Origin of the sequence: Streptomyces tendae (assembly GCF_014650435.1) — a bacterium.
GTDB classification, from domain to species: Bacteria; Actinomycetota; Actinomycetes; order Streptomycetales; family Streptomycetaceae; genus Streptomyces; species Streptomyces tendae.
This window is the reverse complement of record NZ_BMUY01000004.1, coordinates 389,178-404,248: the sequence shown is the minus strand read 5'-3', so window position 1 is coordinate 404,248 and position 15,071 is coordinate 389,178. Positions and strand designations below refer to the sequence as shown.

At 73.6% G+C, this 15,071-nt stretch carries 10 protein-coding genes; 6 read left to right on the top strand and 4 right to left on the bottom strand.

The genetic code is table 11. The annotated features are described in order from the left end of the window. The first annotated feature begins 2 nt into the window (after positions 1–2). Entirely contained in the window at positions 3–692 is a 690-nt protein-coding gene (locus IE258_RS13820; protein ID WP_189743253.1) for a response regulator transcription factor, read from the top strand. Further along, on the top strand, positions 689–2,017 hold the full coding sequence (locus tag IE258_RS13815) for a sensor histidine kinase (protein WP_189743251.1): 1,329 nt from the start codon (positions 689–691) through the stop codon (positions 2,015–2,017). Before IE258_RS13820 ends, IE258_RS13815 begins: the two co-directional genes overlap by 4 nt. Before the next feature lie 88 nt (positions 2,018–2,105). Here IE258_RS13815 and IE258_RS13810 read toward each other — a convergent pair whose 3' ends face one another. Then, complete coding sequence (locus tag IE258_RS13810; protein WP_189743249.1) at positions 2,106–2,966, bottom strand: CAP domain-containing protein; 861 nt, start codon at positions 2,964–2,966, stop codon at positions 2,106–2,108. A 487-nt stretch (positions 2,967–3,453) separates the two neighbouring features. On the opposite strand from IE258_RS13810, the gene IE258_RS13805 reads away from it, so the two are divergent. From IE258_RS13805 to IE258_RS13790, 4 genes are all read left to right on the top strand, one after another. Then, on the top strand, positions 3,454–3,732 hold the full coding sequence (locus IE258_RS13805) for an acyl carrier protein (RefSeq protein WP_159323730.1): 279 nt from the start codon (positions 3,454–3,456) through the stop codon (positions 3,730–3,732). Continuing rightward, complete coding sequence (locus IE258_RS13800) at positions 3,729–5,018, top strand: beta-ketoacyl-[acyl-carrier-protein] synthase family protein (RefSeq protein ID WP_189743247.1); 1,290 nt, start codon at positions 3,729–3,731, stop codon at positions 5,016–5,018. The genes IE258_RS13805 and IE258_RS13800 overlap by 4 nt, the downstream gene beginning before the upstream one ends. After that, the gene (locus IE258_RS13795) at positions 5,015–6,016 is read left to right on the top strand and encodes an ACP S-malonyltransferase (RefSeq protein ID WP_189743244.1); all 1,002 of its coding nucleotides are present in this window, start codon (positions 5,015–5,017) and stop codon (positions 6,014–6,016) included. The genes IE258_RS13800 and IE258_RS13795 overlap by 4 nt, the downstream gene beginning before the upstream one ends. Positions 6,017–6,162: 146 nt before the next feature. After that, on the top strand, positions 6,163–9,537 hold the full coding sequence (locus tag IE258_RS13790) for a pyruvate carboxylase (protein WP_189743607.1): 3,375 nt from the start codon (positions 6,163–6,165) through the stop codon (positions 9,535–9,537). A gap of 67 nt (positions 9,538–9,604) precedes the next feature. Here the strand turns inward: IE258_RS13790 and IE258_RS13785 are convergent, their stop codons facing one another. The 3 genes from IE258_RS13785 to IE258_RS13775 form a co-directional block, all read right to left on the bottom strand. Continuing rightward, complete coding sequence (locus IE258_RS13785; RefSeq protein WP_189743242.1) at positions 9,605–12,151, bottom strand: discoidin domain-containing protein; 2,547 nt, start codon at positions 12,149–12,151, stop codon at positions 9,605–9,607. Positions 12,152–12,302: 151 nt separating this feature from the next. Continuing rightward, positions 12,303–13,835, bottom strand: coding sequence for a CYTH and CHAD domain-containing protein (locus IE258_RS13780; protein WP_189743240.1), 1,533 nt, complete (start codon positions 13,833–13,835; stop codon positions 12,303–12,305). Positions 13,836–13,871: 36 nt separating this feature from the next. Next, positions 13,872–14,996, bottom strand: a complete 1,125-nt coding sequence (locus tag IE258_RS13775) for a M23 family metallopeptidase (protein WP_189743238.1) — start codon at positions 14,994–14,996, stop codon at positions 13,872–13,874. Between the last annotated feature and the right edge of the window lie 75 nt (positions 14,997–15,071).

Below are 15,071 nucleotides of genomic sequence, written 5' to 3'. Positions count from 1 at the left end.
CCATGGCCTCCGTACTTGTCGTCGAGGACGACCCTGTGATCCGGGCCGCGCTGATCGAGGTCCTCACCGGACACGGCTACGCGGTGAAGACCGCACACCAGGGTTTCGAGGCGCTGCGCGACATCACCCAGAGCCCGCCGGACATCGTCGTGCTCGACCTCGGCCTGCCCGACCTCGACGGACTCGACGTCCTGCGGATGATCCGGGGCATATCCCGCGTCCCGGTGCTGGTCGCCACCGCCCGGGACGAGGAGACCGAGATCATCCGGCTGCTCAACGCCGGGGCCGACGACTACATGGTCAAGCCCTTCTCCGGCGGTCAGCTCGCCGCCCGGCTCGCCGCCGTGCTGCGCCGCTCCGCTCCCGCCGACCTCCGGGCCGCGCGGCTGCCCGTCCTCCAGGTCGCCGACCTGCGCATCGACCCCACGGCGCGCACCGCCCATCTCGCCGGCCGCGAACTGCCCCTCACCCGCCGCGAGTTCGACCTGCTCGCCTATCTGGCCGCCAACGCCGACCAGGTCATCTCGCGACAGCGGATACTCGCCGAGGTGTGGCAGCAGCCGTACGTGGAGGACCAGACGGTGGACGTCCACCTGTCCGCACTGCGCCGCAAGATGGGGGAGAAGGCGCGAAAGCCCCGCTATCTCCACACCGTGCGCGGCATCGGCATCAAGCTGGTCAGCGCGCCATGAGACGTGCCCTCGCCGGGATCGCCCTGGCCGTCACCTCCATGGTGGCGCTGTCGTTCCTCATCCCGCTCGCCCTCCTCGTGCGCGAACAGGCCCGAGACCGGGTCACCACCGCCGCCGAGCAGCGCGCCGCGGCCCTCTCGCCGGTGCTCGCCCTCACCACCCGGCGCGCCGACGTCCAGCAGGCCGTCGCGGAACTCGGCTCCGCCGACCAGCTGGTTGTGCGGCTGCCCGACGGCGGTTTCGTCGGCACCCCGCACGCTCCCGAGGCCGCGCTCGACCGGGCCGTACGGGGACGCGAGACGCTCGCCGTGGACACCTCGGACGGCTGGGCCTACCTCCAGCCCGTCGTGCTGCGGGGCGAGCGGGTCGCGGTCGTCGAGGCGTACGTGCCCGCCGCGGACCTCACCCGGGGCGTCGTGGCCTCCTGGGGCGTGATGGCCCTGCTCGCCGTCGGACTGGTGGGCGGCTCGGTGCTGGTCGCCGACCGGCTCGGCGCCCGCGTGGTCCGCTCCTCCCGGGGCCTCAAGCGCGCCTCCCTCGCCCTCGGCTCCGGCGACCTCGGCGTACGGGTGGAGCCGGACGGACCGCCCGAGCTGCAGGAGGCCGGAGTGGCGTTCAACACCATGGCCGACCGGGTCGTCGACCTGCTCGCCGTCGAACGCGAACTGGTCGCCGACCTCTCGCACCGGCTGCGCACCCCGCTGACCGCCCTCTACCTGGAGGCAGACCGGATGGGCGCGACACCGAGCGCCCGGCGGGTCACGGAAGCGGCCGGCCAGCTGGAGCGCGAACTGGACTCGATCATCGCGGCGGCGCGCACCCCGCTCGCGGCGGCACAGCTCGCCGGGTCCGGCCCGGGCACCGCGAAACCGTGCGACGTCGCCGAGGTGGTCACCATGCGCCTGGACTTCTGGTCGGTCCTCGCCGCCCAGCAGGAGCGGCCGTTCGAGCGCTCCCTCACCCCGCGTCCGACCCCCGTGGCCTTCCCCGAGGACGACCTCGCCGCCGTCGTCGACGCCCTGATCGGCAACGTCTTCCGGCACACTCCGCAGGGCACCCGCTTCGTCGTGCGCGTGGAACGCCGGGACCGGCACGTGCACCTCACGGTCGACGACGCCGGACCGGGCGTCGCGGACCCCGAGGCGGCGCTCACCCGGGGCGTCAGCGTCGGCGGTTCCACCGGGCTCGGCCTGGACATCGTGGCGCGGGCGGCCCGCACGGCCGACGGCGAACTGACGATCACCCGCGCGCCGCTCGGGGGCGCACGGGTGACGGTGTCGTTCGCGCTGGTGGACGCACGCGCGGTCGGCGGCGCCGGACGGTGACGCGCGCTCGCGGAACGGTGACGTGCGGAGGGCGAGCGAGGGACGTGCGGGCGGCGAGCGGCGACGTGCGGGCAGGCGGCGAAGGGTGTCAGCGGCCGGTGCCGAAGTCCTGGGTCCACCAGGGGCCGCCGTCGCCGAAGTGGACGCCGACGCCCAGCTCCTTGAAGGAGCAGTTGAGTATGTTCGCCCGGTGGCCGGGGCTGTTCATCCAGGAGTCCATCACCGAGGCGGCGTCCGCCTGGCCGCGGGCTATGTTCTCCCCGAGGGTCGACCACTGGTAACCGGCGGCCTCGACCCGGCTCGCCATGGTGGAGCCGTCGGGACCCGTGTGGGACATCACGCCGCTGTTCGCCATGACGTCGCTGTAGTCGTCCGCGGCCCGGGTCAGCTTGTCGTTCGCGGTGACCGGCGAGCAGCCCGCCGCGGCGCGCTCCTCGTTCACCAGCGCGAGGACCTGGGCCTCCGTGCCGCCCGCCGCACCGGAGCCCGAGCCTGATCCACTGCCCGACCCCGAGTCGCTGCCGCCGCCGGACCCGTCGCTCCCGGACCCGTCGGCGCCGCTCTTCGCGGTGGCCCTGACGGGAGCCTTCGAGGTCGGCGCGGGGGCCTTGGCGGTGCTGGTCGTCGGGTCGGCCGTCTTCTTCGGCTTCTTCTTCGGCTCGGCGCTCGGACTCGGCGAGGCGCTCGCCGTGGCGCTCGGGCTCGCCGAGGTGGAGGCGAGCGGTGCGGCACCGCCCGCCGCGTCCTCGGCGTTCGGCGCCCGGTCGGCGGCGTTCGCGGTGACCTGGTCCGAGGACCCGCCGTCGTCGCCGTCGGTGACGGCCAGGGTGATCCCGACGCCCGCCGTCAGGGTGACGGCGCCGAGTGCCAGCGCGGTACCCCGGGTCCTGAGCCCGCCGCGGGGGCGGGCGTGGGAGCGGGACGGGCGAGCGGCTCGGCGGGAACCCATACGCAGGACACCTCGGCTTGTCGGTCGGCTGACGGAGCCCCGTACCCGGTGGACGCGACCGCGCCCACCGGGACTGTGGGGGGTGTTCGAGAGCCTAGGACCCGACCGGGGTGGAAACGCCCGTTCGAAGGTCATCTTCAGAAAGCCTTAAAAGAGCCGCCAAAGTCCGTTGAGGAAGTGCGGCACCACCGTCGGCGCCACCGCACCGGTCCCCGTCCGCCCCTCTTACGCACGCGCGGCCCACCACCCTCGGTCCGCCCCGGGGCGCTTCAGGGTGAAGGGCGGACACGGGTGCTCGCAGGAGCCCGTGCCGTGCCCCCGATGCTCCGCCGTCCCCCCGTACCCGGCGCTTGGCGTGCCGGACGGACGGACAGTCTGTCGGCGTGAACCGGCAGGTCGCCGGACACCGCCGGCGCGCCCGAGGGGACCGGGTCCTCCCGCCCACCGCCTCCGGGCGCGCCGTGCACGGACCAAGGAGGTACCGGACATGCCGTCCGCCGCCGACGAACGACAGCTGCTCGACGAACTGCGCGACCTGCTGGCCGCCACGGTCGAGGACCTCACCGTGGAGGAGATCCAGCCCGACTCCTCGCTCCAGGACGACCTGGGGGTCGACTCGCTGGCCCGGCTGGAACTGGTCGCCGCGATCGAGGACCGCTGGCAGATCGAGGTGCCGCAGGAGCAGGCGGACCGGCTCACGACGGTGCGGGAGATCGCCGCCCACCTCGCCGAGGCCGTCGCCGCCCCCGCGGGCGGCACCGCGTGAGCCCACGACACGCGGCCGCCCGGGGCCGCGCGGAGGAACGGTCCGCCGTCGTCACGGGGCTGGGCCTGACCACCGCGCTGGGCGGCGACGTCCCCACCACCTGGCGGTCCCTGCTGGACGGCGTGTGCGGCGTCGAACGCGTCGACTTCGCAGAGCCGGAAGGTCCCGCGCAGGTCTATCTCGCGGCACCGGCGGCGGTCGACCCCAGGACGGTCCTGTCGTCCGCCAAGGCGGCGCACTGCGACCGGACGGCGCAGTTCGCCCTCGTCGCCGCCCGCGAGGCCGTTCACCACGCCGGGTTCCCCGACGTGTCGGCGCTCGCCGCGGGCGGCTCGAGGGTGGCCGTGGTCGTCGGGGTGGGGCTGGGCGGTGTCACCAGCGTCCTGGAGCAGAACCACCGCCTCCAGACACAGGGCGCGGCACGGGTGAGCCCGCGGGCCATCCCGGTCATGCTGCCCAACCACGCGGCCGCCGAGGTCGGGCTGATGGTGGGCGCGAAGGCCGGTGTGCACGCCCCCGTCAGTGCCTGCGCCGCCGGCGCCGAGGCACTCGCCCAGGCCCTCGCCCTGATCCGGGACGGCCGCGCGGACGTCGTGGTCGCGGGCGGCGCCGAGGCCGCGCTGCATCCGCTGGCCCTGGCCGGGTTCGCGCGACTGAAGGCCCTCTCCCTGCGCCACGACGACCCCAAGGGCGCCTCCCGGCCCTTCGACGCGGACCGGGACGGCTTCGTGATGGGGGAGGGCGCGGGCATGCTCGTCGTCGAGAGTGCCGCGCACGCCGCCGCCCGCGGCGCCCGCGTCCACGGACGGCTGACCGGGGCGGGCATCACCAACGACAGCCACCACGTGGCACAGCCCGCACCCGGTGGTACGGGCTGTGCGGCGGCCGTCGACGCCGCGCTGCGCGACGCGGGGCTCGTGCCGGAGCAGATCCAGCACATCAACGCCCACGCGACCTCGACACCGCTCGGCGACCTCGGTGAGGCGCAGGCGCTGCACAGCGTCTTCGCCAAGGGCGTGGACGACGTGGCGGTCAGCGCCACCAAGGGCGCCTTCGGGCACACCCTCGGCGCCGCCGGAGCGATCGAGGCCGTCCTCACCGTCCTCGCCCTGCGGGACAGGACGGCACCGCCCGCGTGCAGCCTGGAACGGGTCGACCCCGAGATCGGCCTGAACGTCGTCGGCCGCGACCCTGCGGCACTGCCCTCCGGGCCGCTCGCCGCCGTCACCACGAGCATGGGCTTCGGCGGGCACAACGTCGCGCTCGCCTTCGCCGACGCCTCATGAGGAACGATCACCCGGCCCCCACCGGCGGCACACCACGCACCGTGCTGATGTGCCCCGGCCAGGGGGCCTACCTCCCCGGCGCCCTGCGCCACCTCGGCCAGGTCCCCGCCGTCCAGCGGGTGCTGCGGACGGTGGACGCCCACGGCACCGCGCTCGGCGGCCCCCGAACCTCCGTCGGCCGCCTCCTCACCGACGCCGGGGCGCCCGACCCCGACCGCCTCGTGCGCACCGACCCCCTCGCCTTCGACCTGGCCACCTACGCCGCCGTGGTCGCCTCCGCCACCGTCCTGCTCGACCTCGCGGCGACCCCGGTCCACGCGGTGCTCGGTCACAGCGTGGGCGACCTCGCCGCGCTCACCGTCGCCGGAGTCGTCACCCTCGAACAGGGCGTCCGGCTGCTGCACGTCCGCGACCGGCTGCTGCGTGACGCGGCGCTCCCGGCGGCGGGCCTGCTGGCCACCGACCTGACCGCCGAGCTGGCGGCCGACCTGCTGCGCGCCGAGGACCTGCCGCAGGTGCGGATCGCCGCCCGCAACGCCCCCGGCCAGACGGTCCTGGCCGGGCCCGAGGACCAGTTGGCCGCCCTCGGGCGCACCACTCGGGCGCTCGGCCGTCGCGCCACCCCGCTGACCAGCCGCACCGCCTACCACCACCCCCTGCTCACCGAGGTCCACCGGGCCTTCCGCCGCCTCCTGCGCGCGCAGCCCGTCGCCCCGCCCACGCTGCCCGTGTACACGGCCACCGTGCCGGGGCCCGCCCGCACCCCGGCCCAGCTGCGCACGATCGCGGCCGCCCACCTCTGCGAGCCGCTCGCCTTCCACCGGAGCCTGAGCGCCCTGCGCCTGGCGGGCTTCACCACCTACCTCGACAGCGGCCCCCGGGCGCTGCTGAGCACCCTGGCCAGGGCCGGGCTGCCCGGCTGCACCACCGCCGCCCCCTCCCGCACCCCGGTCGGCGTCGACCGCATCCGCCACCGCCTGGCCGCCGCCCTGCGCTGACGCGGGCCCTTGACCCGACGGCCACGGCGCAGCTTCATGGACGGCGCAGCTTCATGAAGGAGCCGGGAGTGGCCCGGCTCACATGGCGTACCGAGGGCGGCGCCGACACCATGGTCTCGTCACCCGGCAGGCTGAAGGGATCAAGAATGTTCCGCAAGGTGCTGGTCGCCAACCGCGGTGAGATCGCGATCCGTGCATTCCGTGCGGGCTACGAGCTCGGCGCGCGCACCGTCGCCGTCTTCCCGCACGAGGACCGCAACTCGCTGCACCGGCTCAAGGCCGACGAGGCCTACGAGATCGGGGAGCCGGGGCATCCGGTGCGCGCGTACCTCTCCGTGGACGAGATCGTCCGGGCAGCCAGCCGTGCGGGCGCCGACGCCGTCTACCCGGGCTACGGGTTCCTGTCCGAGAACCCCGAACTGGCCCGCGCCTGCGAGGAGGCCGGGATCACCTTCGTCGGACCCAGCGCCCAGATCCTCGAACTGACCGGCAACAAGGCCCGTGCCGTGGCCGCCGCCCGCGAGGCCGGCGTACCGGTGCTCGGCTCCTCCGCGCCCTCCACCGACGTCGACGAACTCGTGCGCGCCGCCGACGACGTCGGCTTCCCCGTGTTCGTCAAGGCGGTCGCGGGCGGCGGCGGGCGCGGCATGCGCCGGGTCGAGGAGCCCGCCCAGCTGCGCGAGGCCATCGAGGCCGCCTCCCGCGAGGCCGCCTCCGCCTTCGGCGACTCGACCGTCTTCCTGGAGAAGGCGGTCGTCGAACCCCGCCACATCGAGGTGCAGATCCTCGCCGACGGCGAGGGCGACGTCATCCACCTTTTCGAGCGGGACTGCTCGGTGCAGCGCCGCCACCAGAAGGTGATCGAGCTGGCGCCCGCGCCCAACCTCGACCCGGCCCTGCGGGAGCGGATCTGCGCCGACGCCGTGAACTTCGCCCGGCAGATCGGCTACCGCAACGCGGGCACCGTGGAGTTCCTCGTCGACCGCGACGGCAACCACGTCTTCATCGAGATGAACCCGCGCATCCAGGTCGAGCACACGGTCACCGAGGAGGTCACCGACGTCGACCTCGTCCAGTCCCAGCTGCGCATCGCCGCCGGTGAGACGCTGGCCGACCTCGGGCTCGCCCAGGAGAACATCACCCTGCGCGGCGCCGCCCTGCAGTGCCGCATCACCACCGAGGACCCGGCCAACGGATTCCGCCCGGACACCGGGCAGATCAGCGCGTACCGCTCGCCCGGCGGTTCCGGCATCCGGCTCGACGGCGGTACCACCCACGCCGGTACGGAGATCAGCGCGCACTTCGACTCGATGCTGGTCAAGCTCTCCTGCCGGGGACGGGACTTCACCACCGCGGTCAACCGGGCCCGGCGCGCGGTCGCCGAGTTCCGCATCCGCGGCGTCGCCACCAACATCCCCTTCCTCCAGGCGGTCCTGGACGACCCCGACTTCCAGGCCGGCCGGGTCACCACCTCGTTCATCGAGCGGCGCCCGCACCTGCTCACCGCCCGGCACTCCGCCGACCGCGGCACCAAGCTGCTGACCTACCTCGCCGACGTCACGGTCAACAAGCCGCACGGCGAACGCCCCGAGCTGATCGACCCGCTGACCAAGCTGCCTGCCGTGCCGACCGGTGAACCCCCGGCCGGATCACGTCAGTTGCTGGCGGAACTGGGCCCCGAGGGCTTCGCCCGCCGACTGCGCGAGTCGTCCACCATCGGCGTCACCGACACCACCTTCCGCGACGCCCACCAGTCGCTGCTCGCCACCCGGGTGCGCACCAAGGACATGCTCGCCGTGGCGCCCGTCGTCGCCCGCACCCTGCCCCAGCTGCTTTCCCTGGAGTGCTGGGGCGGCGCCACCTACGACGTCGCCCTGCGCTTCCTCGCCGAGGACCCGTGGGAGCGGCTGGCCGCGCTGCGCGAGGCGGTGCCCAACATCTGCCTCCAGATGCTGCTGCGCGGCCGCAACACCGTGGGCTACACCCCGTACCCCACCGAGGTGACCGACGCCTTCGTGCAGGAGGCGGCCGCCACCGGCATCGACGTCTTCCGCATCTTCGACGCCCTCAACGACGTCGAGCAGATGCGGCCCGCCATCGAGGCCGTACGGCAGACCGGCACCGCCGTCGCCGAGGTCGCGCTGTGCTACACCGCCGACCTGTCCGACCCCTCCGAGCGGCTCTACACCCTCGACTACTACCTGCGGCTCGCCGAGCAGATCGTGAACGCCGGCGCGCACGTGCTGGCCGTCAAGGACATGGCAGGGCTGCTGCGGGCCCCGGCCGCAGCGACGCTGGTCTCCGCGCTGCGCCGGGAGTTCGACCTGCCGGTGCACCTGCACACCCACGACACCACCGGCGGCCAGCTCGCCACCTACCTGGCCGCGATCCAGGCGGGCGCGGACGCCGTCGACGGAGCCGTGGCGTCCATGGCCGGGACCACCTCGCAGCCGTCGCTGTCGGCGATCGTGGCGGCCACCGACCACACCGAGCGGCCCACCGGCCTCGACCTCCAGGCCGTCGGCGACCTGGAGCCGTACTGGGAGAGCGTCCGCAAGGTCTACGCCCCCTTCGAGGCGGGCCTGGCGTCCCCGACCGGCCGGGTCTACCACCACGAGATCCCCGGCGGACAGCTCTCCAACCTGCGCACCCAGGCCGTCGCGCTCGGCCTCGGCGACCGCTTCGAGGACATCGAGGCCATGTACGCCGCCGCCGACCGGATGCTGGGCCGCCTGGTCAAGGTCACCCCCTCCTCCAAGGTGGTCGGCGACCTGGCCCTGCACCTGGTGGGCGCCGGTGTCTCGCCGGCGGACTTCGAGCAGGACCCCGACCGGTTCGACATCCCGGACTCCGTGGTCGGTTTCCTGCGCGGCGAGCTGGGCACCCCGCCCGGCGGCTGGCCCGAGCCGTTCCGCAGCAAGGCGCTACGGGGCCGCGCCGGGGCCAAGCCGCTCGCCGAGCTGTCCGAGGACGACCGCGACGGCCTCGGCAAGGACCGCCGGGCGACGCTCAACCGGCTGCTGTTCCCGGGACCGGCCCGCGAGTTCGACACGCACCGTGCCTCGTACGGCGACACCAGCGTCCTCGACAGCAAGGACTTCTTCTACGGGCTGCGCCCCGGCAAGGAGTACACGGTCGACCTCGACCCCGGTGTCCGGCTGCTCATCGAGCTGCAGGCGGTGGGCGACGCCGACGAGCGCGGCATGCGCACCGTGATGTCCTCCCTGAACGGACAGCTCCGCCCGATCCAGGTCCGCGACCGCTCGGCGGCCTCCGACGTCCCGGTGACGGAGAAGGCCGACCGGGCGAACCCCCGCCATGTCGCGGCGCCGTTCGCCGGCGTGGTGACCCTCGCCGTCGCCGAGGGCGACGCGGTGGAGGCCGGGGCGACCGTCGCCACCATCGAGGCCATGAAGATGGAGGCGTCCATCACCGCCCCGAAGGCGGGCACGGTGAGCAGGCTCGCCATCAACCGCATCCAGCAGGTGGAGGGCGGCGACCTCCTGGTGGAACTCGCCTGAACCTGAGCGCCCGGCTTCCTTCACCCGGTGGGTGACGCGCCCCGCACCGAGCGGGGCGCGTCGTCCCTCAAGGGAACTGGACGACCTTGGACGGCACGGTGTCCGTCCCCGACGTGGCCGCGCCGGTGTCGTTGACGACATGGCGGTACTGGCCCATGCCGCCGAGCGAGATCACCTGGAGGTTGCGCATCCTGACGCCCGGCTTGACCGGCACCTGGAACCCGTGGTGCTGGACGATCGTCGGGTCGGACGTGTAGTTGCAGTAACTGCCCAGCGCCACAGCCTCGTGCTCGTTCACCGAGTCGGCGACCTTGTAGGCCGCGTAGCCCACGATGCCGTCGTGGGTGATGGCGGCCTCGCTGGGGGCGTCGTAGGCCTTCTCGTTCTGGAAGAAGATGGTCCGCCCGCGTTCGCCGCTCCAGTAGACGTCGTACTTGTTGAAGTGCTCGACGAACAGGCCGGTGGCGAGGACGTCGTCCCCGTTGACCCGCAGGCCGTAGTCGGCGCGGTTGGTCTCCCAGCCGACGCCCTCGCCGTGGTCGGCCCGCCAGATCCAGGTGTGGTCGATCAGCACGTCGTCGCTCTCGACCACGACGGAGTCGGTGGCCCTGCCGGGTCCCGCGCCGCCGACGCGGATGAACACGTCCTGCATGGTGGTGGGGTTCGCGGAGTGGTCGGCGTTGCCGCCCGGCGTCCCGATCCGCAGCAGCGTGTCGGAGTTCACCGGCCCCGCGTCGATGAGGAAGCCCGCGAGCCGCACCCCGTCGACGTCGGCCACGTGCATGGCGTCGACGCCGCCGTCCGGAATGATCGTGGCCAGACCGAGGCCGAGCACGACGGTGTTGGCGCGATCGACCTCGATGGTCTGGTCGATGTGGTAAACACCCGGCGTGAACAGCAGGTTGAGGCCCTGGTCGAGCGCGGCGTTGATGGTCGCCGCCGTCGCGCCGGGCTTGACGACGTAGAACTGGCTGAGCGGCAGCGAGGTGCCACCGGCGTTGGCCGGCCAGGAGACACCGCGCGCGTTGGTGCGCTTGGCGGGGACCCGCACCCTGTACTCGTTGCCGTCCAGGTAGAGGAACGGCTTCTCGCGCGAGATCGGCGTGGTGTCGAGCGTGGTGTACGGGCCGGTCTCGAAGTTGCTGCCGGGAGCGCCCTCGACGCCCGTGAACGTCATGTTCCAGACGCCGTTGGTCCAGCCGCCGACCGAGCTGTCCCGGGTGTACCACTGCTGCTGCGAGTACGGTCCGACCGTGCCGTCGATCTTCGAGTCGGCGATGTAGCCGCCGGAGGCCCAGCCGTAGCCGTTGGGGGCGAGGTTGAGACCGCCCTTGACGTGGATGCGCCGGAACGGAGCGGCCTGGGCGACGGCCCAGCGGTCGGTGCCGTTGGACGGCGTGATGGCGAGGTTCTCGGCCGAACGCCAGAAGTTCTGCGTGGCGTTGCCGTTGAACCAGCCCGCGTCCACGGTGATGTCACCGTTGATCTGCGTGTCGTCCGGGTTGAGGCCCAGACCGGAGATGGAGGTGTAGAAGCCCAGTTGGGCGTTGATCCCGTTGTAGGTGCCCGGCTTCAGCAGGAACTGGTAGCGCCCGCTGCCGAACTGGTTGGACTCCTGCTGGGCGAAGACCTGGTCGAACCTCTGCTGGAGGTTCGGCGTGGAGGGATCCACGACGATGACGTTCGGCCCCAGGTCGCCGCCGCCCTCGACCGGGGGAGTGCTGGTGGTGCCGGTGTGCACGGCGACCTCCCACAGCGAGTAGCCGTAGCCGGTGGCGCGGGCCGTGCCGTGGACGCGGACGTAGCGGCCCGAACCGCTCACGTCGTAGGAGGACTTGCCCCCGGTGGCGCCCGTGACGCTCTTCAGCGTCTGCCAGTTCTGCCCGTCCGAGGACGCCTCGATGCGGAAGTCCTTGGCGTAGGCGGCCTCCCAGTTCAGGTCCACCTTGCACAGGTCCTGCACGGTGCCCAGGTCGACCCGCACCCACTGCGGGTCGGCGGCCTGGCTGGACCAGCGGGTGCCGGCGTCGCCGTCGAAGGCCGCGGCGGCCGGTGTCCCGGCGTTCTCGACGGAGGAGGCGGAGGCGGGCCTGCCCTGCGCGGCGTTGGCGGTGCCGCAGGAACCGCCCGGCGCGGTGCCGCCGGTGGTGCCGAAGACCTGGAACTCCCACAGGGAGTAGCCCCAGGGGGTGGCCCGGTGGACGCCCTGCATACGGACATAGCGGCCCTGGCCCGAGACGTCCAGCGTGTCGGTGCCGCCGTCGCCGCCGGTGACCGTCTTGGCGTCGGTCCAGGTGCTCCCGTCCTGGGAGAGCTGGATCTTGTAGTCCTTGCCGTAGGCCGCCTCCCAGTCGAGCACGACCCGGGTGACGGAGGCGGTGGCGCCGAGGTCGACCTGGAGCCACTGGTCGTCGCTCGCGGCGGACGACCACCGGGTGGCCGTGTCGCCGTCGACGGCGTTCTGCGACGGCGTTCCGGTGTTCTCGGCCGAGGACGACGTGGCCGTCCGGCCCTGGGAGAGGGGTGTGTCGGCCGCGGTGGCCGTCATCGGAGCGGGGAGGGTGACGAGCGCCGCCGTGGCGACGAGCGCGACACCCAAGGATCTGAGTCGCATACGGGTGCTTTCTGAGGATGCGGACAGGACAGGACGGGCCGGCCGTCGGGGACAGGACCGGCCAACCGCAGGACGCAGCGGCTTAGTTCAAGGTGTGATTTAAGTGGTGAGTCATTGATCCGGCAAGACTCGGCGCAAGACTTGTCGTCGTTCAGTGGGCGAGCGGGGCACGCAGCGCGGGATCCGACGCCGACCGCCACACCCCGGGCAGCGCCTGCTGCCGGGCTTCGGCGACCGCCCGTTCCCGGCCGTGCAGCACCCCCCACGTGAACGCCGACTCGCCCGCACCGTGGGCGGCCACCGCCAGCTCCCGCAGGGTGGCCTGGGCGACCACGGCGTCCTGGTGCTCGCCCAGCAACTGCTGCACCGCCTTGGCGTGGTCGCCGAGCCGGGCGACGGGCTTGCCGAGCGCCGGACGTGCGACCTCGGCCGCGTAGCGGAGCTTCTTGGCCGCCTTGCGCGCCTCGTGCAGCTCCGTCTCCCGGTTCCGGCCGGCCGGAAGCGCGAGCGCCCGCTCCATGCGCCCGGCGAGGCGGCCGTACTCCTTCAGGACCGCCCGGGCCATCGTCCGGGCCGGCTTCCCGGCGGCCTTGGCGCGCAGGGGCGGGCCGCCGACCAGCGCGTCCAGCGCGTCCAGGAGGCGCAGGTAGCGCGGGGCGTCCAGGGCCTGACGCGTCCGGGAGCGCACGTCCACGCCCCGGGACACCTCCCACGCCCGCAGCCGGGCGGCGACGGGACCGAGCACCAGGTCGCCGGGGAGCCCGTCCAGCCCGGCGTCGACGCGTTCCCGCAGCACCTCCTGGTCCCGCGCGGTCCCCAGCTCACCCGCCAGCCACCTCAGTTCCGCGCGCACCGGATCGGTGACCCGCCGGTCCAGCACCGACCGGTAGGAGCGCAGGCAACCGCGCAGCCGGCGGCACGCGACCCGCATCTGGTGCACCGCGTCGGGCAGCTCACGGCGGACGGCGGGATCCAGGGCCACCAGGGTGCCCACCTGTTCGCGCAGGTAGGCGAGCACATACGAACCGGCGGACCCGGCGACCACCCCGGCGGACGGCCGCCGCACGACCGGCCCGCCCAGGCCGGTGTCGCGCAGCGCCCGGGCGAGCTTGGACGGGCTGTCGGAGCGGACGATCCCCTTCTTGCGCAGCTTCTTCTCCACCACGTCCAGCAGTGCGGGGCCGACACCGTCGGCGAGTTCGACCTCCAGCTCGCCCCACTCGGCGCGGCCGCCGCCCGACGCCGTCGCGTCCGCGCGCACCTCGTCGAGGCTCAGCTCGGCCAGCACCGAGCCCCCGGCGTCCCGCAGTTGCCGCACGGCCCGGGTGGACCGGATCCGCACCACCGGACGCAGCGGGGCGCCGCGCGTGCGGGACAGCACCAGTTCGCGCAGCGCCTCGGGCACGTCGTCCGACAGCGGAGCCCGCACCTCCTCCCGGGTGTCCCCGCCGATCGGCAGTTTCAGGTGCCAGCCGGCGTCGGGACCGCCCGTACGGCGGCGCAGCGTCACCGAGGCCCCGGCGAGCCGCAGGTCCCCGGTGTCGTGGTACACCGCGTCGAGTTCCTCGGGCCCGGCCGTGGTGACCGAGGCGACCGGACCGACGCCGGTGAGGTCCGGCAGCCCGGCGACGCCGCCGGAGGGCGGCTCGTACTTCCGCTCTGTCTCGCGCTTCGACTGGGTCATGTTGAGGTCTTCGACACGATCCGCCGGATCAAACCCCTACGTGGTCAGCCAGGGGCCCGGATCGGTGTAGTACCCGTCGAGAATGACCTCGAAATGCAGATGGGGGCCGGTGGACAGACCGGTGGAGCCGACCCGTCCGATCGGCGTCCCGGCCTCCACCGTCCGGCCCACGGCCACGTCCAGGGCGGAGAGGTGGCTGTAGGTCGTCTCGACCCGCTTGCCCTGGATGGTCCCGTGGTCGATCACGATGCGGTTGCCGTACGCGCTGGTGAGCGCGGCGAACACGACGCGGCCCCGCCGTGCCGCCACGACCTGCGCGCCCTGCGGGGCGGCGAAGTCCACGCCGGTGTGCAGCTTGGTCACCCCGGTCAGCGGGTGCTCGCGCGAACCGTAGGGCGAGGTGACGGTGAGCGGCGTCACCGGCGCGGTCAGCAGGGCGCCGGCGGGGCCGCCCGCGCCGCCGGAGTCCTCCCGGTCGAGTGCCTTGTAACGCGGCAGCAGAGCCTGGACCTCGTCGAGGTACGTCTCCGCCTCCGCCGGAACGCGACCCGCCTCGGTCACGGCGTCCGGTCCGGTGGCGTACGCGGCGAGGGTCAGCTCCACGAGGTCGCCGTTGACCCTGCCCTCGGTGCGCAGCTCGGTCACCTTCTTCGCCAGCGAACAGTCCCGGCGGCCCAGCGCCATGATGGCGTCCGCCGGATCGCGGGGCGAGGCGTGCCCGTTGCCGTCGTCGTCCTTGCCCCAGGTCCGCCACTCGCTGTCGGTGAAGGCGGCGATGCCCTTCTGGCCCGAGAGCGCGTCCGAGTCGTCGCTCCAGCCCGAGAGCTGGTCGATCTGCGCGGCGAGCACGGACGGCTCGAGGACCGTGCAGGCCGAGGCCGCCTTGCGCAGCCACGGGACGTACGACGGGTCGACGTCGACCCCGGTGGACGGCTTGGCGTCGGAGTCGTCGGGCCACGGGTCGGGCAGCCCGCCGAGCGCGAGGAAGGCGGCCACACCGGTGACGGTCACCAGGGCGGGCAGCACCAGCAGGGTGAAGGGCCCCGGCCCGCGGCGCTTGCGCCCGGGGGCGGACTCCGGCGCTTCCGGCCGGTCGGGTTCCGCCGGCGGGCCGTCCGTTTCGTCGGCCGTCCACGCCACGGTCAGCCGCTCGTCGTTCATCTGGCCGCTCGCCGGGACGTGATGCTCACGAGGGGACGCTATCGATGCTCCTCGACCGGCGTCAGGAGCCGCCGA